This is a genomic window from Embleya sp. NPDC025285, assembly GCF_055558835.1.
Window position 1 is genome coordinate 22,176 of sequence record NZ_JBVHLU010000081.1, and the last position, 22,526, is coordinate 44,701.

Here is a 22,526-nt window from a genome sequence, read left to right on the forward strand (position 1 = left end):
GGCGACACGGGTCGTCGTTATCCCGTGAGCCTGTCCGTTGCGACAAAAGACGAAAGGCAAGGAAATCGCTCTCCTTGCCTCTCCCAAGTTATAGCGCACAGGGGGACTTGCGGCAAGGCCCCGGTGGTGCCGCAGAATCCTCGACCGAGGCCACCACCTGCGGAAATGGGCACGACACAGGTGGGTTGCCGTCGCCCTCCGGGGATGCGGTGACGTCCGTCCGACGGTGGACCTCGCCAAGTGATCGCGGGCGGGACTCGTCGGAGAGAACAACCACCGATGAGGACGTGCCCGACAAGCGGTTCGACAGAGCCGGACGAGCCGGTGATCCGACCGGCCGATGCGGGGCAATGGGGCACGGTGGCTGCCTCGGAGGGATGGCAATGATCGAGCAGTACGTGTTGGACCTGCAAGAGATCGACGAGACGCAGGTCGCGGTCGTCGGCGGCAAGGGCGCACACCTGGGCGGACTGTCGCGGATCGAGGGCATCCGCGTGCCGACCGGCTTTTGCGTGACGACGGACGCCTTCCGCCGGATCATGGCGCAGGCGCCGTCGATCGAGGATCGGCTCGATCTGCTGTCACGCGTGGACCCGGACGACCGGGAGGCGATCCGTACACTGAGCGCGGAGATCCGGCGGACCATCGAAGGGATCACCGTCCCGAGCGATCTCGCGACGGCGATCACCGGCGCGCTCGCGCGATTCGGCGAACAGGCCGCCTACGCCGTGCGATCGAGCGCGACGGCGGAGGACTTGCCCACGGCCTCCTTCGCGGGCCAGCAGGACACGTACCTCAACGTCGTGGGTCCGACGGCGATCCTCCGGCACGTCAGCCGGTGCTGGGCTTCGCTGTTCACCGAACGGGCCGTGACCTACCGCCGGCGCAACGACATCGACCACCGCACGGTCCACATGGCCGTGGTCGTGCAGCGGATGGTCTTTCCGCACGCGTCGGGCATCCTGTTCACGGCCGACCCCGTCACGGGCAACCGGAAGGTCTCCACCGTGGACGCCGGCTTCGGCCTCGGCGAGGCCCTGGTCTCCGGCCTGGTGAACCCTGACGTGTTCAAGGTGCGGGACGGCGAAGTCGTCGCCAGGACGATCGCCGCCAAACAGCGTGCCGTGCAGGCCCTGTCGGCCGGCGGTACGCGGGAAGTGGCGGTCGACGTGCGGCGGCAGGAGGAGCCGGCGCTGACGGACGCGCAGGTCGTGCGGCTCGTCCGACTCGGGCGGCGGATCGAGGCGCACTTCGGCCGTCCGCAGGACATCGAATGGTGTCTGAACGACGACGACTTCCGGATCGTCCAGAGCCGGCCGATCACGACGCTGTTCCCCATCCCCGAGATCGGCGACCAGGAGAATCGCGTCTACGTCTCGGTCGGTCATCAGCAGATGATGACCGACCCGATGAAGCCCCTGGGGCTCTCGATGTGGCGGCTGATGGCCATGGCGCCGATGCACGAGGCCGGCGGGAGGTTGTTCGTCGACGTCACCCGGGCCGTGGCCTCGCCCGAGGGCCGCGCCGGCCTCCTGGAGATGGTGGGTAGGGGCGATCCGCTGACCGGGGACGCGTTGGCGACCGTCCTGGACCGCGACGACTTCGTCCCGTTGCTCCCGGACGCGGGCCCCGGCGGGCCGCCGGCCGGCGACCCGCCCACCCCGATCGAGACCGATCCGGCCATCGTCACCGAGTTGATCGAGCGCAGCCGGGCGTCCATCGCCACCCTGAGGTGCGAGATCCGGACGAAGACCGGACCGGCGCTGTTCGACTACCTGGCGGAGGCCTTCCAGGAGCACAAGCGAGTCCTCGGTGACCCGCTGAGCATGCGGGTGATCATGGCGGGGATGGAAGCCACCTGGTGGCTCAACGACAAGTTGCGGGAGTGGCTGGGGGAGAAGAACGCGGCCGACACGCTGACGCTGTCCGCTCCCGACAACGTCACGTCGGAGATGGGACTGGCGCTGCTCGACGTCGCGGACGTGATCCGCCCGCATCCGGAGGTGGTGGCGTTCCTGCGGGGCGTCGAGGACGAGGGCTTCCTGGACGAACTGGCGAAGCTCGCGGGCGGGCGGGAGGCGCGCGACGCCATCGAGGCCTACCTCGATCGGTACGGGATGCGCTGCGTCGGCGAGATCGACATCACCAGGCCGCGTTGGCGCGAGCGCCCCACCGCGCTGGTGCCCGTGATCCTCGACAACGTCCGGAACTTCGAGCCGGGCGCCGCCGAACGGCGCTTCGAGCAGGGGCTGCGGAAGGCGCGGGAGAAGGAGCGGGACGTGCTGTCCCGCTTGCGGGCCCTGCCGGACGGGGAGCACAAAGCCGACGAGGCCAAGCGGATGATCGACCGGGTCCGCACCTTCATCGGGTACCGCGAGTACCCGAAGTACAACATCATTTGCCGCTTCTTCGTCTACAAGCAAGCCCTGCTGGCGGAGGCCGAGCGCCTGGTGCGGGCCGGCGTGCTCCCCGAGCGGGAGGACGTCTTCCACCTCACGTTCGGGGAGTTCCACGACGTCTCGCGCTCGAACCGGCTGGATGACCGGCTCGTCCGGCTCGTCCGCGAACGCAAGGACGCGTTCCGGTCGTACCACGCGCTCACACCGCCCCGGGTGCTCACCTCGGAGGGCGAGGCCGTCACCGGGGCGTACCGGCGTGAGGATGTGCCCGCCGGGGCCCTGGTCGGCCTGCCGGTGTCCGCCGGGACGATCGAGGGGAGGGCCCGCGTCATCCATGACATGTCGGAGGCCGATCTCGAAGCGGGCGACATCCTGGTCACGGCCTTCACGGACCCCAGTTGGTCGCCCCTGTTCCTCGGAATCGCCGCACTGGTGACGGAGGTCGGCGGCTTGATGACCCACGGCGCGGTGATCGCCCGGGAGTACGGCCTGCCCGCCGTCGTGGGTGTGGAGCAGGCCACTCGCCTGATCCGCGACGGACAACGGATCCGGGTACACGGAACCGACGGCTACGTCGAGATCCTGCCTTGATCGACCGTCGGCGGATGGCGGTCCGCCATCGACGCCACTCCGCCGCTGCCCATGAACCGCGGCAAAGGGAGGGCTTCGGGGCCCCGACGACGCCGGTGTCTTGCTCAGCGAAGCTCTCCGGTGATGATCCACAGGTGGCCGAACGGGTCGCGGATGCGGCCCGAGCGCTTCCCGTACGGCCGATTCTCGATCGTCACGACCACCTCGGCGCCGTGGGCCGTCATCCGTTCCCCGACCTCGTCCGGGTTGTCGACTTCGATCTCCAGCAGGACCGCGGAGCCGCCCAGATCACGTGGGGAGACCCATCCCCATGCCGAGACAGCGGGTGAGACCCGGAAGGACGACCCGCCGAGGCGGTGCTCCACGACGGTGGGCCGGCCATCGTCGCCCGGCGCACGGAACACCTCCTCGGCGCCGAGGACATCCTGGTAGAAGGCCGACGCACGGTCGGGGTCGGACACGATCAGGCGAGGGAGAATCCGGAGCTGCGTCATGCGTCGATCATCAAGCCGGGCGGCGGTGGAGTCTTGAACGTTTGGGAACGAGCCCGGCCCGATCGCGCGTCAACCGGACGCGGGCGCTTCGCCGAGTGAGTGGTCGGGGGCCGACGGGCCTTCGGCGCGCAGCCACTCGGTGGGTGTGCACCCGGCCATGGCCCGCCACTCCCGGGAGAGATGCGCCTGATCGGCAAATCCCGACGCGGCGGCCACGTCCGCCAGACCGACTGCGGCGGTGTCGACGGCCGCGAGCCGACGCCGGGCGGTTTCGAAGCGGACCAGACGCTGGTACTCCTTCGGCGTCACCCCGCACTCCGTACGGATCCTGCTGCTGAGGTGCCGTCTCGAACATCCGATCCGCCGGGCGGCCTCATCCACCCGGGTGGTGCGGGACAGGGCCGCGAGCATGGCGCGCAGTTCGTCGGCGTTCTCGCCGTCGCCGTGCCGGGCGAGGCCGCCGAGCAGGGCGTGTTCGACGAGCGCGCGACGTTGCGGCCAGGTCCGGCAGGCCGCCATCCGCTCCGGAAGGTCCGCCAGGGCGGGGACCACGTCGGCGAGATCGACGACGTGATGGGCCAGAGCAGACGCCGGCAGCCCCAGCAACGCGCCGGCGCCCAGCGGGCTGAGCGTCACGTACACGCCGCGGGTGCAGCCTCTTTGCCGCAGCTCGGCCGCGTCCATGTGCAGGCCGGCCACGACGGCGCGGTGGCGATTGCGCGAGGCGGAACGCGCGACCCACCCGATCTCGAGAGAATCGTCCTCGGGGATGGTGATCGACAGGGTGGAGGAGGGAAGCCCGCGGTGGACACCGGCCGGGCCCGGCCCGAGATCGTACGCGGCCAGCGTCGCCACGAACGGTCTCAGAGGGGAGTCTCGCCTGATCACCGAACCAGCCTCTCACCCTGCGAGCGACGTCGGCCGATCGGGTGGTTCATTCCCGGGAAGCGGGAGGCAGTTGTTCCGTCCACAGCGTTTTGCTGCCGGAACTGGTGTACCGGGTGCCCCAGCGGTGGGTCATCGCCGCCACCAGTTGCAGGCCGCGGCCGTTCTCGTCCATGAGCGCGGCGTGCCGAGTGCGCGGACTGGATTGACTACCGTCCTGGATTTCGCAGGTCAGCGTAGTGCCGCGGATCAGGCGTAGGGCGATCGGTCCCGCGGCGTGCCGGATCGTGTTGCCGATCAGCTCGCTCACCACCAACTCGGTGCTCGGAATCAGGTCCTCCCAGCCCCACCGGGGGAGTTGATCACGCACGAGCTCGCGGGCCAGGCCCGCCGAGGAGGGTTCGAACGGGAGATCCCTCGAGACCACGTGTTCCGGGGCGAGCCGGTGGGCGCGCACGGCCATGATCGCGGCGTCGTCCGTCGAATGCCCGGAGCCGGGGAGCAGCGCGCCGACGACGGAGTCGCACAACCGACCCAGTTCGGTGGCCTCGTCGTCGGACGCGCGCTCCTGCCGCTGTTCGCCGGCCGCGTCGGTCAGTGCCTTGTGCAGTCGGCTCATCCCGACCTCGGGGTCCGAGTCCGCGACGCCGATCAGACCGTCCGTGTAGAGCACCAGCAGACTTCCCTCGGACAGCACGAAGTCAAGGGTCTGGTAGGGGAGTTGAGCCGTCCCCAAGGGTGGGCCGATGGGGGGTTCGAGGAACCGCGTCGTGCCGTCCGGGTCGACCACGGCCGGCGGCGGCTGGCCGGCGGAGGCGAGCGTACACACCCCGGTCGTGGAGTCGTACACGGCGTAGAGGCAGGTCACGTACAGGTCGCCGTCGAGGCCGGCGACGACGTCGTTGAGGTGGGCGAGCATCTCCTCCGGCGGATGGTCCAGGATCGCCAGGGTCGAGACCGCGGTGCGCAGTCGACTCATGGTGATCGCCTCGGACAGCCCGTGTCCCATCACGTCGCCGATGACCAGGGCGACGCGCTCGGCCGAGAGCGGAATGGCGTCGTACCAGTCGCCGCCCACGTCGACGCCCTTGCCCGCGGGACGGTATCGGGCGGTGGAGGTCAGGGCCGCTGTTTGGGGGAGCCGCCAGGGCAGCAGTTGTTCCTGCAATCGGCGAGCGCGTTCGTGCTCACGGTCGTAGAGGCGGGCCCGCTCCATCGCCTGGGCGATCAAACCGCTCAGGGCGATGAGTACTCCGCGTTCGGCGCCGGCGAAGGAACGAGGGTGCAGGAAACCGATCACGCAACTGCCGACCGGATGGCCGCCGGCCGTGAGCGGCAGTAGCGCCCAGGCTCGTCGTTCGCCCGATCGGGCCAGGTCGGCGAGCTCGGGGTAGCGCTCGACGAACGCCTCCAGCGAGGGGATGAACTGCGCAACGTCGGTGTACAGGGGACGCGGCTCGTCCAAGTCCCTCAGTCGGGCGACGAGCGCCGGGTCGTAGCCGACCGTCCCCACCAGGCGCAGACTCGTGTCCTCCCGGGCGTACATCAGCACGCTGTCGGCACCGAACGCCGGGAGGATTTCGGCCGCCACGGCGTCGACCACGTCCCGGGTGGTCAGGCTCTGGGCGAGGGCTTCCGCCAATGCCCCGATCCGGCGTCCGCGTTCGACGGCGGCTCGTTCGGCCTCCAGCTTCGCGGTCACATCCGCCATGAAGACCACGAGGTAGGGGTCCGCCACCACCAGGCGCAGTCGCTGCCAGGTCTCGCCCAGCCGTATGTCGACCGTCACCGGCAGGTCGCTGTCCAACGCTTTCGCGAACTGCTCCGGGAGTCCCCGGTCCGCGAGTTCGGGGATCACCTCCCAGGGCGTGCGTCCGGTCAGGGAGGTGTGGGCGGTCGCGAGAAGACTCGCCCGGTCGTTGGCGTACAGTACGCGCCAGTCGGCGGGGTCCACGATCAGGAACGCGTCGGGGAGATGGCGCAGGACGCGAGTGACGGCCTGCTCCGTCATCCGCTCGGCGGTGGTCATCCACCCGGTGCCGGTCATCCGCAACGGGGTCTCGTCGTCGGCGTAGGTGGTGTGGCCTCGCAGTTCGACCCAGTTGACCCGTCCGTTCGCCGAACGCACCCGATACTCGACCGAGTACACCTCGTGTCGGGCGATGGCCTGTTCCATCGCCGCGAGCACTCCCTCCAGGTCGTCGGGGTGCACCCGTTGCATCCAGGTCTCGACTCGGTTGTCCCACTCGTCACGGCGCAATCCGGCGCTTTTCAGAATCACGTCGAAGCCCACCTCGTCGATGAGCAGTTCCCCGGTCCGCATGTCCCATTCCCACGTGGCGACCCGTACGCCCGCCATGGCCTCGCGTAGACGTGATCCCGATCCCGACCACCAGGGCAGCATCACGCGTTCCGAGGTGGAGGCTCGCGCCGGCCGGGTGCCCACCGTGTCCACCAGACGGGAAAGGAACGCGCGTCGTTCCTCGGGCACGGGCGTCGTGGTGATCAGGGTGAGGGTTCCGACGCCCTGCCGGCTGTCGGGGATGGGCAGGACCAGCATTGCCGCGGCACCGTACCCGAGCGGCCGACCGTCGGCCGCGTCGATGCCGTCCCCACTGGCGCCGTCGCCCCCGGTGCCGTCGCCACCGGCGCCGTCGCCTCGGTCGGCGTCGGAGAGGGCCAGTGCGATGGGTTTGCCCTCGCGCATCGCCCGTGCCGGTCCGTTGGAGCCGTCGGCGGGGAGGTCCTCCCACCGAACCGCGTGGCTCGCCCGGAGTCCGCTGATCGCGGCCAATCTCAGCACGTTTCGGTCCTGCGCCCGCAGGTGCACGAATCCGGCCAGGGCCCCCGTCGCAGTCACCGCGTGATGCAACGCCAGTCGGGCCAGCTCGAGCTCGTCGACGTCGGCGTCCGCGCAGGCGGTTCGTAGCGTCCCGAGTCTCGCGTCGTCGACGGATCCGGGATCCGGTTTCCCGAGCCCATCCATGCGTGGCCCCTCTCCCGGGACGGAAACGCACATAATACCCAAAACGTATGCGATGAAGGGGTTCACGGGACATCCGACCTGCGGTCCGGCCGGGACGCGGGACGAGGTTCGTTCCATGCGTCCGCCCGGGCCGCCGACCCGGGACGGGTTCGCAGAGGTCGCCCGAACCGTTCGCCGAACTCCGTGCCTTCGAGACGGCCGGACGTCCATGCCGCGCGCCGTGGCGGGCACCCCGGGCGGCTTCCCGCCGCCTGGGTAGGGAGCCTGACATGTCCTTGAATCGACGCCTCATCTCGCCCCGCCGTTGGACTCCGCCCCCCGCCCCCGCCGACGAGGGGCGCACAGCCGTCACCGGCCGTTTGGTCGTCGGCCGCCGCATCGCCACCGGCGGTCACGGCCCCGAGGACGTGATCTTCGACAGGCGGGGCAACCTGCTCACCGGTCTCGGCGACGGCCGCATCGTGCGTATCGACCCCGCCGCCGGAACCCACACGGTGGTGGGCAACACCGGCGGCCGTCCGCTGGGATTGGAACCGGCCGCCGACGGCGGCATCCTGATCTGCGATCACAACCGGGGTCTGCTGCGCATGTCCGCCGACGGATCCGTCGAGGTGCTCGTCGACACCATCGCGGGCCGGCCGCTCACCTTCGTCAGCAACGTCGTCGAAGGCCCCGACGGAACCGTCTGGTTCACCGTATCCACCCGCCGCTGGGACCTGGAGCACTACGTCGGCGACATCGTCGAGCACTCCTGCACCGGCCTGCTCTGCCGCCGAGACCCCGACGGCACGGTCACCGTGCTGCGCGACGGCCTCAAATTCGGCAACGGACTCGTCCTCGCCCCGGACGCCTCCCACCTGCTCGTGGCCGAGACCGCCGGGTACCGGATCAGCCGTCACCGGCTCACCGGCCCGAAGGCCGGAACCGACGAGCCGTTCGTGGAGAACCTCGCCGGCCTGCCCGACAACATGAGCCTCGGAAGCGACGGGCTGCTCTGGGTGTCGATTGCCGCGCCCCGCAACGCGCTGCTGGACAGGCTGCTGCCCCTGCCGGGGCTCCCGCGTGTCCTCCTGTGGAACCTGCCCGAGGCTCTACGACCCAAGGCCACACCCGTCGCCTGGGTCATGGCCTTCGACCTCGACTCGCGCGTCGTCCACGATCTGCGCGCCGACAACGTCTCGTACGGCTTCGTCACCGGCGTCGCGGAGCACGAGGGCACGGTGGTCGCCGGCAGCCTGTACGAGGACGACATCATCGTGCTCGCATCCCCTCCGCCCCGGTAGGCGACGCACGCGGCCCGCGGCCCGTCCGTCTCGGCCCGGACAAGGCGGCTCAGTCCTCTCACCGCGGGCAATCAGCCTGGGCGCGTCCGTGGCCGGGGTGTGATGTGGTGTCCACCGAATGAAATTCTTCATTCATGATCTTGAAGTCTGTTCATCCCCATGCCAGATTCGGCGGGACACAGACACAGTTCGGCGTGATCGCCGCTACGCCTTGGGAGCCACGCATGCCGATCGAGCAGACCTCCGAGGGGGGCCTCGCGCTGGAACGCCGCACCATCGAGGTGATCCCCGACGCCGAGCGGCACGGCACGCCACTCAGCCAGTTCACCCTGTGGTTCGGCGCCAACATGCAGATCACCGCGATCGTCGACGGCGCCTTGGCGGTGGTCTTCGGCGCCGACGCGCTGTGGGCGATATTCGCCCTGCTCATCGGCAACGTGCTGGGCGGGGCCGTGATGGCGCTGCACTCGGCGCAGGGGCCGAAGCTCGGGGTTCCGCAGATGATCTCCAGCCGGGCGCAGTTCGGCGTCTACGGTGCGGTCCTGCCGTTGCTGCTGGTGATCCTGATGTACCTCGGCTTCGCCGCGACCGGCACCGTCCTGGCCGGTCAGGCCGTGTGCGAGATGCTGCACATCGACAACGCCAAGGTCGGCATCCTGATCTTCGGCGCGCTCACCGCGGTGGTGGCGGTCACCGGCTACCGTCTGATCCACGTCGCGGGCCGCATCGCGACCGTCATCGGCGTGCTCGGCCTCGGCTACCTGATGATCCGCCTCTTCACGCAGTACGACGTCGGCGCGCACGTGGGCGTAACGGGCTTCGACATCGCGACGTTCCTGCTCGCCATCGGCCTCGGCGCCGGGTGGCAGCTCACCTTCGGCCCGTACGTCGCCGACTACTCGCGCTACCTGCCGCGCGACACCAGCCACCGCGCGACGTTCTGGTCGACGTTCGCGGGCTCCGTCGTCGGTTCCCAGATCGCCATGACGCTGGGGGCGCTCACCGCGGCCGTCGCGGGCAAGGCGTTCCTGCCGGACCAGGTCGGCTTCCTCGGCGATCTGGCGGGCCCCGCGTTCGTGGCGTTCCTCATCTACTTGGTGATCGTGGTCGGCAAGCTGACCGTCAACTGCCTGAACGCATACGGCGGCTTCATGTCGATCCTGACGATCGTGACGGCGTTCGACGGGCGTTCACGGATCTCGCAGGCCGCCCGCGCGGCGTACATCATCGGGTTCACGGCGGTCACGGTGGTCATCGCGATGGCGGCCAGCGCGGACTTCCTGACCAACTTCAAGAACTTCGTACTGTTGCTCCTGATGGTCTTCACGCCGTGGAGCGCGATCAACCTGGTCGACTACTACCTCATCTCGCGCGAGCGCGTCGACATCCCCGCGCTCTACGACCCGAACGGCCGTTACGGTCGTTGGAACGTCACCGCGCTGACCTGCTACGTCGTGGGCGTGGTGGTGCAGATCCCGTTCCTGGCCACCAAGTTGTACACCGGCGCGCTCACCAAGAAGCTGGACGGCGCGGACATCTCCTGGATCGTCGGCCTCGCGGTCACGTCGATGCTCTACTACCTGTGGGCGCGTCGCACCGCGAACCCGCCCGCCGAAACCATCCGCCCCACCGAGCCGGAGGCAGGCGACACCCGCGCCGAGGCGCCGGTCGGCTGACCGCCGCGCACCCCGCGCGGACGGTGGATCTCCGGCCACCGCACACGAACCCGCCGCCTCCGTACGGTCCCTCCCGCCGGGACCCGCGCGGAGGCGGCACGTGTGCGTGCGAGCCGAGGATCTCGCGGACCGATTGCGGGGACGGTGGAGCGGGGGACGGTGACGGGACGTCAGCTCGCGAATGTCCCTGCCTGCCCTGATGGCTCGATCGACTCGTGGTCGGGTGTGCGGGCGGCCCCGTGCGCGCGCTGCTCGGCGAGGGCCTCCAGTTCGGCGACCGCCCGGTCGGTGGCGGTCTCGGCGGCGATCGCCCGCGCCATCCGCTCCGCGGCGGAGCGGTACGACGGGTCGTTCAGCACCCGCTCGACGGCGCGCGCGATCGTGCGCGCCGAGGCGCCCTTGCCCACGGAGACGCCGGCGCCCGCCAGTCGGACGTGCCGCGCCACCTCGATCTGGTCGCGGCCGAGCGGCACGCAGACCATGGGGACCCCGGCGCCCAGCGACTTGACCGTGGTCCCGTGGCCGGCGTGCGTGACGGTCACGGCGGTGTGCCGCAGCGCGAGGCTGTGCGGGGCGGAGGCGGTGACCAGGACATTGGCGGGCGCGCGTACCGTTGCCGGGTCCACGGCGGGGCCGGTGGTCAGCAGCCCGCGGACCGGCAGGGTGCCGAGGGCTTCGGCGATGCGCTCCAGCAGGTCGTGCTGCTTCATGAACGACGAGCTCAGGCCGACCAGTACCAGTGGTGCGTCGCCGTCCGGCAGCGTCAGGTCCCCGGCCCAGGCGGGGTCTTCCAGGCGCGGCCCGACGTGCCGTATGTGCTCGGGGAACTGCCGCCCGGCGTGATCGAAGGCCCGGGGCGAAAGCACGAGTATTCGGTCGACGCGCTCGAACGCCTCGACGACCGAGTCGAGCGGTTCCAGGCCGTTCTCGACGCGTGCGCTGTTCAGGGCCGGTAGCCCCTTCACCCACGGTTTGCCGGACAACCGCGTCACGATGCGGTCGCGCAGCCGGCCCGGCGCGCCCTTCGCCGGAGCGAAGCCGGGACCGGGCGGCGGTGCCCCCGGGGTGGGGAACGGATAGATCGTCGTCGTCAGCGAGGCCGTCGGGACGCCGGCCGCCTCACCCGCGGTGGCCACGCCCAGCAGCATGTGCTCGGACACCAGCACGTCCGTCGGCCGGGCACGCAACTCGGCGAGTGTGTCCCGGGCGTAGTCGGACGCCGGCCCGCAGACGATGCGGTCGCGCAGCCGGGCGGCCGCGCCGAGCGGCGTGCGGGCCTCGAAGTCGCGGATGACGTCCTTGCTCGGGTCGCTGGGGTCGCCTTGCGGCGCGGTGGTCCAGGCGACCGCCTCCAGGCCCGCGCCCACGATCTCGTCGCGCAGCGACTCGTCGGCCAGCACCCGCACGCCGTGGCCGCGTTCGCGGAGCGCGCGGGCGACCGACAGTACGGGGGGCACGGCTCCGCCGCCGGCCCACGTGGCGAAGAGGAAGTTGCTAGGCATGGTGTTCCTTCCGAGGGTCGATCGCGGTCAACATGTCGCGCATGGCTCGCTCGGCTTCCTCGCGGGAGAGCCCGAGGTCACGGCGCCACAACTTCCACAGGTAGATGTCCGTGGCGGCGTAGTGCAGGTTCAGCGCGTGATCGCGGGCCGGGCCGGCGGCGGGGAGCCGGTCGGCGAAGACCCGTTCCAGCCAGGCCCGGTGGAGACCGCGGGCGTGTGCGGCGGCCCGGGCGGCAGCGGGGATCCGGTCCATCTGCGCGATCCAGAGCACGTTGGCGTCGCCTTGTTGTTCGTAGTCGGCGAAGAGGACGGCGACGATGGCCGCCACGTCCCCGGTCGGCGCCTGGCGCGCGAGCTCGGTCTGTGCCGCCACCGCGTCGGCGACGGCGTCGGCGAGGCCGTCCTTGCCGCCGAAGTGGTTGACGATCGTCTGCACCGACACGCCGGCCGCGTCGGCGATGTGCTGCAACGTCACCTCGTCGTGCCAACGCTGCGACCACAGTTCGGCCGCCGAGCCGATGACGCGCGCCCGGGTGGCCTCCAGTGCCGCGGCCCGGGCGCCCATCCGGTACGAGCGTCTGCCCTCACTTTCCATGGAGTTGATTCCATATTGAATTGAGTGGGAAGTCAAGTGAAAGTTCGTGGCACCTGCGGCTTGCAGCGGGGTGGGCGTTCGTGGTCCCGCGACGATCACTTGCTTGCCGTACGGCAAGCAACGGGAGCCCGCCCCCGCGGCCGACGGCAGAGACCCTCTTCCCGTTTCGAGGTGGAGTTGTCGCGGGAACTCCTGGTGCACGCCGCGATGGCGCGCTGCCGCGATGAACGTGCGGAGCGTCCGGCTCCGGGGCGGCTCGGGCGCTTGCTCGGTAAGGCGGTGAACGGCGCCGGGCACGGCCCGCACGGCGGCGAGCGCGCGTTCTCGCGGTCCTGGCCTTTTACGTCTCTGCGAGGATGGATCGTATGAATGTGCGAAGCGGGAGCCGGGTGCGGGTGTCCGGCCGGGCAAGCGCACCGATGGTGATGCCGGCGCACGGGTTCGGCCGCGACCGGAACATGTGGCGCCTGGTGGTGCGCCTTGTCACCCGTAGCGCCACCGGGCATTACCCCCGGCTCGGCGCCCCCGAGGAGACGACCGAGGCGTTCGCCGCGTTCGCCGGAACGCCGCGGTGATGTCCCGAGCCGGCCGTGACCGGGACGGGCATACGGACCACGACCGCACGTTCTCCGCACTGCTGGAGGACAGCGCCGAGGATCTCTACGAGCACGCCCCGTGCGGATACCTGTCCACGCTGCTGGACGGGCAGATCGCCAAGGTCAACACCACCCTCCTGGAGTGGCTCGGCTACGAGCGCGGCGACCTGGTGGGCCGCAAAAGGTTTTCCGACCTCCTCACCGTCGGCGGACGCCTCTACCACGAAACACACTTTGCGCCCCTGCTGCGCATGCAGGGCCAGATCAACGGCATCGCGCTGGAGATGAAGGCGGCCGACGGCAGCCGACTCCCGATCCTGGTGACCTCCACGGTCAAGACCGGCGACGACGGGCAGCCGCTGCTGATCCGCACCACCGTCTTCGACGCCCGCGAACGCCGTGCCTACGAGGAAGAGCTGCTGCGTGCCCGCCGGGAGTCCGAGCGCGAGCGCGAACGCCTGCGGCGCCTCACCACCACACTCCAGCAGACCCTGCTGCCGCCGGCCCTGGCGAACGTGCCGGGCCTGGACGTCGCCGCGCACTACCACATCGCCTCGGCCGACGAGGTCGGCGGCGACTTCTACGACCTGTTCCCACTCGCGCACGGCACCTGGGGAATCTTCCTGGGCGACGTGTGCGGCAAGGGCGCCGCCGCGGCCGCCGTCACCTCCCTGGCCCGCTACACGCTGCGCGCCGCCGCGGTCTACGACCCGGACCCGGCCGCCGTCCTGCACAACCTCAACACCGTTCTCAACCACGAGTACAACGGCATCGACCCCCGGTTCTGCACGGTCCTCTTCGGCCTGCTCACGCCCGAGGGCGACCACGGCGGCTTCCGCATCTCCCTGGCCGGCGGCGGCCACCCGCCGGCTCTGCTGATGCGCGCGGACGGCACCGCCGACTATCTGCCCACCCCCGGCGGCCAGCTCATCGGCGCACTGCCCGACGCCCACATCACCACCATCACCTTCCGCCTCGAAGCGGGTGAAACCCTGCTCCTGCACACCGACGGCCTCACCGAGGCGCACACCGGCGGCCGCGGGGACCGCTACGGCGACGATGCCCTCCTCGACTTCGCCCGTGCGCTGGCCCCCACCACCGCCCGGCACGCCATCGACGCCATCCGCGACCTGCTCGACACCCTCGGTGCCGGGGTGGACGACGACACGGCGGTCCTGGCCGTCAGCGTGCCTCACCCCGATCGTGCAGAGCAGCGAGGACCCGGCTGAGAGTCCGATACGCGGAACACCCCGTCCGGTCCCGTCGTCGAATCGGCCGGCATGGCTGACACCGCCCGAACTTCTCGTGGCACTCCCTCGCGGCGTTATCGTGACCTGTCCGCCGAGGGCCGTTCCGAGGACGGTGGAAGCCGCACGACGTACAACCGTGCGGCCCGGCCCGGCGGACGGCCCTGCCGTCGCGCATCGAGGAGTACATCTGTGGACAACATTCGCAAGGCGGTCATCGCGGCGGCAGGGTTGGGAACGCGCATGTTCCCGATTACCAAGGTGATCGAAAAGGCGATGTTGCCCATCGGCCGCCGGCCGACGATCGACTACATCGTCCGTGAGTGCGCTGCCGCCGGCGTGCGGGAAATCGCGATCGTGGTACGCCGGGGAAGCACCCAGATCCAGCGCTATTACGAGGACGACACCGAACTGCGTGCCCTGCTCGGCCGACGAGGTTGGGGTGAAAAGGCGCGTGCGCTCGACGAACTCGCCTCGGTTCCCTCGATCACCTTCATCGAGCAAGACCTGGAGGACCGGTACGGTACCGCCGTCCCGGTGATGCTCGCACGAGACTTCATCGCCGACGACGCCTTCTTCTTCGTCTCCAGTGACGACCTGCTCGTCGAGCGGCATGGACAATCGACACTCACGCGACTGGGGCGCGATGCGGGCGGCAGTGGCGGATATGCCCTCGTGGGACAACCGTCGCCGGCGAGTGCCCTCGACCGCTACGGCCGCCTCGAAACGGTCGAAAGCGACGGGCGACTGCACCTGACGGATCTCGTCGAGAAGGACGCCGGTGGAACCCGACCCGACGGCGGGAAGGTCCTGATCAATATCAGCAGGTACGCGTTCCCCGCGGAATTTCTTCCCGTCCTCGGCGCGGTGGGGGAACACGAAGAGTCCGGAGAGTACCGCCTCACCGACGGACTGTCGGAAGTCGTCCGGTCCACTGCGATCGCCGTAACCGTCAGTCGCGGCACCTACTTCGATCTCGGCAGCGAGCAGGGGTTGGCGGAGGCATCCCAACACGTCGTCGTCGACAAGCAGTAGATCCGCGACATCGGTTCGCGGCGGGAGGAGCGGCCCGATCCGTAGCACGCGCATCGGGTCCAGGGTCGGCCGGCCGAGCCGGTGCCTGCCGCGTGATCCCCGGGCCCGTCGATCACCCGGCCGGGTTCGGGTGACCGGCGGGCCGGCGTGAGCCGGGCTGAGGTGAGGGAGGGCGGGATCGGTGTGAAACTGGGCACGGAAGGGGTGATCCTCGTGTCGGACACACCGCACGCGTTCCCCGGTCCCGACACCGCCATCGACGAGGATCGGCTGGAAGAGCTGATCGTCGAGGCGCAGACGGCCCTGCCGGTCGAACTGCCCGCCTTGGCGATCCGATGCGCCCGTGCCCTCGGCCTGGACACCGCGTTGATCTACCTCGTCGACCTGCAGCAGCAGCTGCTCATCCCACTCGACGAGGCCCTGGAGCCGCTGCCGGTGGACCTCTCGGCGGCCGGTTGGGCCTACCGCACGGTCTCTCCACGGGTGGCCGAGGACGACGAAAGCTTGATCCTGTGGGTGCCTCTCGTCGACGGTGCGGAGCGGCTGGGCGTGCTGGCGGTGCGGACCGCCTCGCTCGACGAGACACGGATGCGCCGCAGTCGCATGCTGGCCCATCTGTTCGCCATGCTGATCACGTCCAAGCGCGCCTACAGCGATTGGCTCGCCGCCCGCACCCGCACCGCGACCATGCGGTTGCCCGCCGAGATGCTGCGGGCCTTCCTGCCGCCCCGCACCATCGGCAGCAGCAGGTGCGTATCGACCGCCGTCCTGGAACCGGCGTACGACGTCGCGGGCGACGCCTTCGACCACTCGGTGGTCAAGAACATCCTGCACACCATGATCCTCGACGCGATGGGCCACGATCTGACCGCCGGCCTGACCACGTCGGTCGCCATGGCCGCGGCGCGCAACGCCCGCCGGGGCGGCGCCGACCTGGCCGACGTGGTCGGCTCCGTCGACCGGGCGCTCGCCCAGTGGCTGCCCGACCACTTCTCCACCGGCGTGTTGTGTCGGCTCGACGCCGAGACCGGGGTGCTGCGCTGGGTCAACTGTGGTCACCCCCCACCGCTGCTGATCCGTGCCGAGCGGGTGCTCGCCGGGGCACTGGACAGCCCCCCACAGCCTCCGATCGGCCTCGCCGGTTCACTCGCCCCGGCGGCCCGGCAGGTCCACGAGGCGACCCTGGAACCGGGCGATTGTGTCCTGCTCTACACCGACGGTGTCGTGGAGGCGCGCGACGCGGACGGTGCGGAGTTCGGCCTCGACCGGTTCACCGACTTCATCATCCGCTCCTCCTCCGCCGGACAGCGCCCGGCCGAGGTGCTGCGGCTGCTCATCCACGCCATCCTCGACTACCAGCGCAACCAACTGCGGGACGACGTGACCATCCTGCTCTTCGAATGGAGTCCGCAGCGCCGGTGACCCGGCACCGCGCCGAGCCTCGCGCTGCTCGCGGTCCGCGTTCGGCCGGGTCGACACACGGAAGCCGGCGGGGTTCGACGGGCAGCCCGGATCGAGGTCTCGACCCCCGGGTGCGGGTGGGGGTATGGAAGCGCGGTGATCGGGTCGGATCGCGCGAGTTCCGTTCGCGATCCGAGCCGGCGATGACCGATTTTCCTAGCCTGAGGTTGCCCCACCGGATCGAACACAGGAGCCACTCGTGAACCCCGTGAATTCCACGTCCATCGTCACCGATTCCCCGGCCGCCCCCGCCGCGTTCGACCGCACCGGCGAATCCCCGCTGGCCATGGCGCTGCGTCGGGTCGCCGCCGAGTCCGAGGCCGGCGGTCCGCGCATCGGCTACAACAGCTTCGTCGGCGGCGAGTAACAGTCACCCTCGATCGACCGGCACGTGACGCCGGAGGTCGACGCAACGGCTGATGCCCCGGCGGACCTCGGACACTCCCGAGGTCCGCCGGACCCGGCCGGGAACACCCTCACCCGCACGGATCGCGCCGGTGCAATCCTCGGAACCACCCGGAGCAGACACTGTGGTCAACCTCGAAGCTCCCGTACGCAGACCGGCGGAATGGCCGGCCGATCTGCTCGATCCCGACAGCCTGGGCACGACGTGGCAGCCCGTGCCCTTCACCCACTTCGTGGTGAAAATGCACAGCCGCTGCAACCTCGCGTGCGACTACTGCTACCTGTACGAGATGGGCGACGAATCCTGGCGATCTAGCGCCAAGACGATGTCGACGGCGGTCGTGGACCGTACCGCCGCCCGTATCGGCGAACACGTGCGCGCCCACGGGCAGGAGCGCGTGCAGTTGATCGTGCACGGCGGCGAGCCGCTACTCGCGGGACCGGCCCTGATCACGCGGATGGCCGAGGCCGTACGCCGCGAGGTGCCGGCGAGTACACACGTCTCGTTCGGCGTGCAGACCAACGGTCTGCTCCTGAACGACCGCATGCTCAACGCCCTGCACGCACTGGACTTCCGGGTCGGCGTGAGTGTCGACGGCGGCGAACTCGCCAACGACCGCCATCGGCGCTTCGCCGACGGGCGCGGGAGCCACGGGGCGGTGACCGAGGCGGTCGCCAGGCTGCGGGATCCGTCGCGGCCGGGATTGTTCGGCGGGCTGCTGTGCGTCATCGACGTGGCGAACGATCCGGTCGAGGTGTACGAGTCGCTGCTCACGCACGAGCCGCCGATGCTCGACTTCGTGCTGCCGCACGGGAATTGGACGTCTCCGCCGCCCCTGCGCGAGGAGGGGTCGAGCCGCACACCCTACGGCGACTGGATCGTGCGGGCCTTCGATCGCTGGTACGACGCACCGCGCCAGGAGACCCGGGTCAAGCTGTTCGAGGATCTGCTGAGTCTGGTCCTCGGCGGCCACACCCGGTCCGAACAGGTGGGGATCGGCCCCGCGACCACCGTGACCATCGACACCGACGGTGGGATCGAGCAGGTGGACACGATCAAGTCGGCGTTCGACGGCGCGGCGGCCACGGGATTGTCGGTGCTCACCGACCCGCTGGACGCGGCGCTGCGGCACCCGGCGGTGGTGGCTCGCCAGATCGGGATCGAGGGCCTGTCGCCGACGTGTCGCTCATGCTCGATCCGCGATGTCTGCGGGGGCGGATTCTTCATCCACCGCTATCGCGCGGGCAGCGGGTTCCTCAATCCCACGGTGTACTGCCCGGACATGATGCGGGTCATCGCGCATGTGCGGACCAGGATCGCGAAGGATCTGGCGAGCGCGCCGGCGGGTGGGTGAGGTCACGTCGTGAGTCATCGGGCGGGCGCGGGGTGGTGCGGGTCGGTCGCGTGCCCGCCGATGGTGTGTGAGGGGGGCCGGTGGTAGGCGGCCCGGTAGTGGGCGGCGAAATGTCGGCGTTCGGGGAAGCCCCACGCGGCGGCGATGCCGGTGACGGTGCCGTGCGTCCGGCCCTGTGCCACGGCCAGGAGGTCGGCGTGCGCGCCGGCCAGGCGGATGCGGCGTAGATGACCCATCGGGGTGGTGTCCAGGTGGATGCGGAACTGTTCCTGGAGGGTGCGCACGCTCACTCGGGCGGCCGCGGCGATGTCGGCGACCGAGATGGGTGTTCCGGCGTGTGTCTCGCAGTATGCGAGGGCACGTTGGAGTGGGCCGGTGCCGCGGACCGGTGCGCGGTGGCGGATGGGTTCGGACAGGCGGTGCGGCTGGGTGGCGAGCAGGCCGTGTACGAGTGCGAGTTCGAAGTGTGCGACGGCCAGGGGGGATCGGGCGAACAGTCCGTTGTCGGCCTCGCGGGTGAACCGTCGGGCGATCCGGAGCCAGGTGCGTGCGTGGGGGATGCGCGGGTCGAACGCCGTGTGGAAGTCGAGTGGTTCCTCGGGTGTCTCGCCGATCTGGTCGCGCACGGCCCGGGTCACCAGTTGTCGGGGGATGCAGAGCATTCGGGTGGCGGTGTCGGCGTCCCAACGGGCGACCACGACCTGTCCGGGGTTGACCACGCTCGGGGAGAAGGGTTGCGTGCGGCCCTCGACGTTGAGCGAGGCTCGGCCGCGGTGTTCGAGGCGCACGATGTAGACGGCGGGTGGCTCGGCGGGACTGATCACCACGTCGGTGCCGTAGCTGAGGTCGTATGCCTTCACCGTTCCCTGGTGCAGGACCCGAAAGCGGGCGTCCAGGGGTCTGCGGCCCACCACCTCCATCGCGTGTCGGGTGAAGTGGGCGTCGAGCAACGGGTGCAGCAGCGACTGGTCACCGCCCCGGTAGAGTTCGCGCCCCCTCGCGGGAGCGGGTACGACCGCCTCGGTTCTCGCATCGAGGTGCGCGGCATCGGGATGGGCCACCCTGCTCTCCTCCGCCTGCTCACGTGCACACGTCACACGGGACGGGGGGCCCGTGCGCGACACTCGGTCCGATTCTCGGGCGCGACACGTGCCCGAGGCGAGGCCGAGGACCGCGCCTGATCAGCCAATTCGCGCGATCCGGCGGCGCCGAACCGGCCCGCGGCACGCACGATTCGCCACGCCGAGCCAACTCCCGGGAGAGGCAGCAGTGTTCGCGGCATCGACTCCCGACGCGTCCTGGTACACCGACTCCACACCGCACCGCGCAGAGTCGGCCCGGGTCGTCGAACTCGCCCGAGACCTCACCGAGTTGGGCCTACGACCCGGCGACACGGTGATGGTGCACAGTTCGCTGCGGGCCGTGCGCGGTCGAGACCGCCTCGGGGCCGAGTCGCGGGATCTCCGGTCGGCGTTCCGGGCCGTGCTCGGCGGCGACGGAACCCTGGTGGTGCCCGCGTACACGCCGGAGAACTCGATCACCTCCCAGGCGTTCGCCGACGCCACCGCCGGCCGGACGGTCGAGGAGCTGGCCGACTATCTGCACCGGCCGTTGGACCCGCGCGCGTCGGTGTCGGCCGCGGTGGGCGCGTTCGCCGAGTCGATTCGTGTCGACGACGGGGCGCTGCGCAGCGACCATCCGCTGGCCTCGGTCGTGGCCCTGGGCGGCCGGGCCGAAGAGGTCACCCGAGGCCACGGGAGGACGCATTTCGGCCCGGATTCACCGATGGGCCGGTTGTACGACGCGCAGGCCCGAGTGCTCGCGATCGGCGTCGGGTGGGGCGTCGTTTCCGTGGCCCACCTGGCGGAGTACCGACACCCTCATCGGTCGCAGCGCCGCTACACCTGCAAGGTCGCCGCCTCGGGCGGGAGTTCGTGGTGGTCCTTCTCCGACGTGGCACTGAGCGACCACGACTTTCCGGCGCTGGGGCGGGACTTCGAGGAGCGGTATCCCGAGGCGATCTCCCGCGGTCGGGTGGGCGCGGCGCGCGCCTTCCTGGTCCCGGTCCGACCGTACGTGGATTTCGCGACCGCCTGGATGGGCGTGCGTCGGGCGCCGGGCGCGGGCGGGTAGCGGACCGGTGTGCGCGTCGTGGCGCCGTCACGGGCCGTGTTGGGCGATCGAGGCTCGGATCGCGTCGGCGTGCGGACCCTCCCACCACGGTATCGAGCGCACCAGCAGCGGTCTGCCGCCGCTGATCTGCACCAGCATGCGATCGCGCGGCAGCGCGGCCAGGTCTGCCACGTCGAGCACGACCTCGGGCCGGGTGGCTCTGGTCACCGTCGAACCCCACCAGCCCGAGGACGCGTGCGTGACGGCGGTGGTACCCGCCTCGAATCGGCCGGAGAACACCGATTGCGCGCGGAGCATCGCGCTTTCCGAGCCGCCGGCCCCGTAGACCCGCACCGAGCAGGAGTTCCAGATCTTCGCCATGCCGGCCTCGCCCCACACGTGCACGCCCTGTGCCCAGGACTGGAGCATCATCATCACCACCACGCCCCGGGACCCGTAGTGGGAGAGCCGATCGGGCAGGATCGGCAGCGGCGCGGTGTTGGCGGCCTCGTCCATCACCACCAGGAAGGGGACCGGCAGACGGCCGCCCGAGCACGCCGCCGCACGATATTCGGCGGCGACCAGCATGGCCCCGGTGAGCAGCGTGGCGGCGGGATTCGAACGGGCGTCGTCCACGTTGGAAAGAATGTAGAGCGTGTCGGTGCCGACGGCGAACTCCACGAAATCGAACTCCTCGCGCCCTTCGCCCGGAGTGATCCACGGCAGCACCTCGGGAGCCGCCAGCCAGGACACGAGTTGCACGGCCGCTCCGTAGACGCCCGACCGCTGGTCCGCGGGGAGACCGCGGCTCGCCGCACACGCCTCGGCGGCCAGCAGGTTCCCGGCGCCGCGCAGGACGGTCTCCGGCTCGTCGTCGTCCGGGCGCAGCAACCAACGTCGCACCGCGGTGATCGGTTGCTTGTCCAGGCTGGCGGCGAGCAGGAACATCGCCAGCAGGTTCTGCGCCGCCGGCTGGAAGTACCCGTCCGAGCGCATCTGGGTGTCGCGCTGGGTGAACGCGATCAGACCCGCGACGCCGACCGCGTCCTTCAGGTTGCCGGCCACCATGCCCAGTGGATCCCAGAACCAGGTGGGAGGCTCGTGTGCTACGTCGTGTGGATCGAAGACCCACACCCGACCGTTTCGTCGACGCACCTCGCGGGTGGCGTCGACCACGTCCCGCTTGCACGAGGTGACCACCAGCGCGCCCGGGGCGGAGACGATGTTGGGGATGACCCGGCAGGTGGTCTTGCCGGTGCGCGGGCCGCAGATGTCCACCTGGACCTCCTCCCACGAGCCCCACACGTCGCGCCCGTCGCGCACGCTGCGGCCGACGTACACCCCGGGCGTCGCCACGGGGTACGCGATCCGCGCCGCCGAGGCGCGCACGCTTTCGGTGCCGACCCGCCGGACGTCGGCACGACGTGTCAACAGCCGAGCGGTGGAGTCCACGTGCCGGCGCCGATCGCGGTCGCGGAGGTAGGCGAGGAAGGGCAGGTCGATCGCGGCGAGCAGCAGCAGGAGGCCGACCGAGAGCGCGATCACGTCCGGCGGTGGAAAGCGGGAGGCATCCGGGTCGCCGTAGGCGCGGAGCAGTTCGGCTCCGGTGGGTTGTCGGCCGGTGAGGGCGGCCAGGAGTCCGGCGGCCAGGGGCGGGAGCAGGAGCACCGTGACCAGGTTGCCGATGAGGAGGAGCGCGGCCAACCACGTGCCGGTGATGTCGGGGCCGCGGCGGCGGATGGTGCCGGTCATCTGTCTTCCTTGTCCGGACGGTGGCAAAGCCGGGTCCAGGGGATCCGGCCGGGGCGGGCCGGAGCGATCTCGACGACGGCCCTGCGCCCCGCCGCGAACCGCTTCGCGTTGCGAGCCGCCGAACCCGGTGCGAGGGGGGTGCGTGGACGCAC

At 70.5% G+C, this 22,526-nt stretch carries 17 protein-coding genes; 10 read left to right on the forward strand and 7 right to left on the reverse strand.

The window, feature by feature from the left end; all coding sequences use genetic code 11:
* Window positions 1-383 precede the first annotated feature (383 nt).
* Window positions 384-2,990 carry a rifamycin-inactivating phosphotransferase gene (rph, locus tag ACZ4FV_RS38055; protein WP_395859985.1) on the forward strand — a complete coding sequence of 869 codons (2,607 nt, stop codon included), beginning with the start codon at window positions 384-386 and terminating at the stop codon, window positions 2,988-2,990.
* 104 nt (window positions 2,991-3,094) lie between these two features.
* Here the strand turns inward: rph and ACZ4FV_RS38060 are convergent, their stop codons facing one another.
* The 3 genes from ACZ4FV_RS38060 to ACZ4FV_RS38070 all read right to left on the reverse strand — a co-directional run bounded on the left by ACZ4FV_RS38060 (window position 3,095) and on the right by ACZ4FV_RS38070 (window position 7,355).
* Entirely contained in the window at window positions 3,095-3,484 is a 390-nt protein-coding gene (locus ACZ4FV_RS38060) for a VOC family protein (RefSeq protein WP_395859983.1), read from the reverse strand.
* 69 nt (window positions 3,485-3,553) lie between these two features.
* Window positions 3,554-4,372, reverse strand: coding sequence for a helix-turn-helix domain-containing protein (locus tag ACZ4FV_RS38065; RefSeq protein ID WP_395859981.1), 819 nt, complete (start codon window positions 4,370-4,372; stop codon window positions 3,554-3,556).
* 46 nt (window positions 4,373-4,418) lie between these two features.
* Complete coding sequence (locus tag ACZ4FV_RS38070) at window positions 4,419-7,355, reverse strand: SpoIIE family protein phosphatase (RefSeq protein WP_465325149.1); 2,937 nt, start codon at window positions 7,353-7,355, stop codon at window positions 4,419-4,421.
* 269 nt (window positions 7,356-7,624) lie between these two features.
* Here ACZ4FV_RS38070 and ACZ4FV_RS38075 point away from each other — a divergent pair, with 269 nt between their 5' ends.
* Window positions 7,625-8,638, forward strand: a complete 1,014-nt coding sequence (locus ACZ4FV_RS38075) for an SMP-30/gluconolactonase/LRE family protein (protein ID WP_395859977.1) — start codon at window positions 7,625-7,627, stop codon at window positions 8,636-8,638.
* Window positions 8,639-8,862: 224 nt separating this feature from the next.
* The gene (locus tag ACZ4FV_RS38080; RefSeq protein ID WP_402239648.1) at window positions 8,863-10,314 is read left to right on the forward strand and encodes a purine-cytosine permease family protein; all 1,452 of its coding nucleotides are present in this window, start codon (window positions 8,863-8,865) and stop codon (window positions 10,312-10,314) included.
* 170 nt (window positions 10,315-10,484) lie between these two features.
* On the opposite strand, the gene ACZ4FV_RS38085 is transcribed toward ACZ4FV_RS38080, so the two are convergent.
* Together ACZ4FV_RS38085 and ACZ4FV_RS38090 are read right to left on the reverse strand one after the other, a co-directional pair.
* Entirely contained in the window at window positions 10,485-11,816 is a 1,332-nt protein-coding gene (locus ACZ4FV_RS38085; protein WP_465325151.1) for a glycosyltransferase, read from the reverse strand.
* The gene (locus ACZ4FV_RS38090; RefSeq protein WP_331769877.1) at window positions 11,809-12,411 is read right to left on the reverse strand and encodes a TetR/AcrR family transcriptional regulator; all 603 of its coding nucleotides are present in this window, start codon (window positions 12,409-12,411) and stop codon (window positions 11,809-11,811) included. Before ACZ4FV_RS38090 ends, ACZ4FV_RS38085 begins: the two co-directional genes overlap by 8 nt.
* Window positions 12,412-12,776: 365 nt before the next feature.
* On the opposite strand from ACZ4FV_RS38090, the gene ACZ4FV_RS38095 reads away from it, so the two are divergent.
* From ACZ4FV_RS38095 to ACZ4FV_RS38120, 6 genes are all read left to right on the forward strand, one after another.
* Window positions 12,777-12,986 carry a hypothetical protein gene (locus ACZ4FV_RS38095; protein WP_395859971.1) on the forward strand — a complete coding sequence of 70 codons (210 nt, stop codon included), beginning with the start codon at window positions 12,777-12,779 and terminating at the stop codon, window positions 12,984-12,986.
* On the forward strand, window positions 12,986-14,236 hold the full coding sequence (locus tag ACZ4FV_RS38100; protein WP_395859969.1) for a SpoIIE family protein phosphatase: 1,251 nt from the start codon (window positions 12,986-12,988) through the stop codon (window positions 14,234-14,236). Before ACZ4FV_RS38095 ends, ACZ4FV_RS38100 begins: the two co-directional genes overlap by 1 nt.
* A gap of 210 nt (window positions 14,237-14,446) precedes the next feature.
* Window positions 14,447-15,289 carry a sugar phosphate nucleotidyltransferase gene (locus tag ACZ4FV_RS38105; protein ID WP_395859967.1) on the forward strand — a complete coding sequence of 281 codons (843 nt, stop codon included), beginning with the start codon at window positions 14,447-14,449 and terminating at the stop codon, window positions 15,287-15,289.
* Window positions 15,290-15,493: 204 nt separating this feature from the next.
* The gene (locus ACZ4FV_RS38110) at window positions 15,494-16,711 is read left to right on the forward strand and encodes a PP2C family protein-serine/threonine phosphatase (protein WP_395860940.1); all 1,218 of its coding nucleotides are present in this window, start codon (window positions 15,494-15,496) and stop codon (window positions 16,709-16,711) included.
* 238 nt (window positions 16,712-16,949) lie between these two features.
* The gene (locus ACZ4FV_RS38115) at window positions 16,950-17,117 is read left to right on the forward strand and encodes a hypothetical protein (protein ID WP_395859964.1); all 168 of its coding nucleotides are present in this window, start codon (window positions 16,950-16,952) and stop codon (window positions 17,115-17,117) included.
* A gap of 163 nt (window positions 17,118-17,280) precedes the next feature.
* Window positions 17,281-18,510, forward strand: coding sequence for an FxsB family cyclophane-forming radical SAM/SPASM peptide maturase (locus tag ACZ4FV_RS38120; RefSeq protein ID WP_465325154.1), 1,230 nt, complete (start codon window positions 17,281-17,283; stop codon window positions 18,508-18,510).
* 14 nt (window positions 18,511-18,524) lie between these two features.
* On the opposite strand, the gene ACZ4FV_RS38125 is transcribed toward ACZ4FV_RS38120, so the two are convergent.
* Window positions 18,525-19,571: an AraC family transcriptional regulator gene (locus ACZ4FV_RS38125; RefSeq protein ID WP_395859960.1), complete on the reverse strand. Its 1,047-nt coding sequence runs from the start codon at window positions 19,569-19,571 to the stop codon at window positions 18,525-18,527.
* A gap of 208 nt (window positions 19,572-19,779) precedes the next feature.
* Here ACZ4FV_RS38125 and ACZ4FV_RS38130 point away from each other — a divergent pair, with 208 nt between their 5' ends.
* Window positions 19,780-20,643, forward strand: a complete 864-nt coding sequence (locus ACZ4FV_RS38130) for an AAC(3) family N-acetyltransferase (protein ID WP_395859958.1) — start codon at window positions 19,780-19,782, stop codon at window positions 20,641-20,643.
* Between the two features lie 27 nt (window positions 20,644-20,670).
* Here ACZ4FV_RS38130 and ACZ4FV_RS38135 read toward each other — a convergent pair whose 3' ends face one another.
* Complete coding sequence (locus ACZ4FV_RS38135; protein WP_402239661.1) at window positions 20,671-22,374, reverse strand: type IV secretory system conjugative DNA transfer family protein; 1,704 nt, start codon at window positions 22,372-22,374, stop codon at window positions 20,671-20,673.
* Window positions 22,375-22,526: the final 152 nt, after the last annotated feature.

Bases quoted from the DNA above. Each gene is read 5' to 3' on its own strand.
- rph (WP_395859985.1), top strand. From the start codon at position 384: ATGATCGAGCAGTACGTGTTGGACCTGCAAGAGATCGACGAGACGCAG.
- ACZ4FV_RS38080 (WP_402239648.1), top strand. From the start codon at position 8,863: ATGCCGATCGAGCAGACCTCCGAGGGGGGCCTCGCGCTGGAACGCCGC.
- ACZ4FV_RS38135 (WP_402239661.1), bottom strand. From the start codon at position 22,374: ATGACCGGCACCATCCGCCGCCGCGGCCCCGACATCACCGGCACGTGG.
- ACZ4FV_RS38095 (WP_395859971.1), top strand. From the start codon at position 12,777: ATGAATGTGCGAAGCGGGAGCCGGGTGCGGGTGTCCGGCCGGGCAAGC.
- ACZ4FV_RS38085 (WP_465325151.1), bottom strand. From the start codon at position 11,816: ATGCCTAGCAACTTCCTCTTCGCCACGTGGGCCGGCGGCGGAGCCGTG.
- ACZ4FV_RS38060 (WP_395859983.1), bottom strand. From the start codon at position 3,484: ATGACGCAGCTCCGGATTCTCCCTCGCCTGATCGTGTCCGACCCCGAC.
- ACZ4FV_RS38075 (WP_395859977.1), top strand. From the start codon at position 7,625: ATGTCCTTGAATCGACGCCTCATCTCGCCCCGCCGTTGGACTCCGCCC.
- ACZ4FV_RS38070 (WP_465325149.1), bottom strand. From the start codon at position 7,355: ATGGATGGGCTCGGGAAACCGGATCCCGGATCCGTCGACGACGCGAGA.
- ACZ4FV_RS38100 (WP_395859969.1), top strand. From the start codon at position 12,986: ATGTCCCGAGCCGGCCGTGACCGGGACGGGCATACGGACCACGACCGC.
- ACZ4FV_RS38090 (WP_331769877.1), bottom strand. From the start codon at position 12,411: ATGGAAAGTGAGGGCAGACGCTCGTACCGGATGGGCGCCCGGGCCGCG.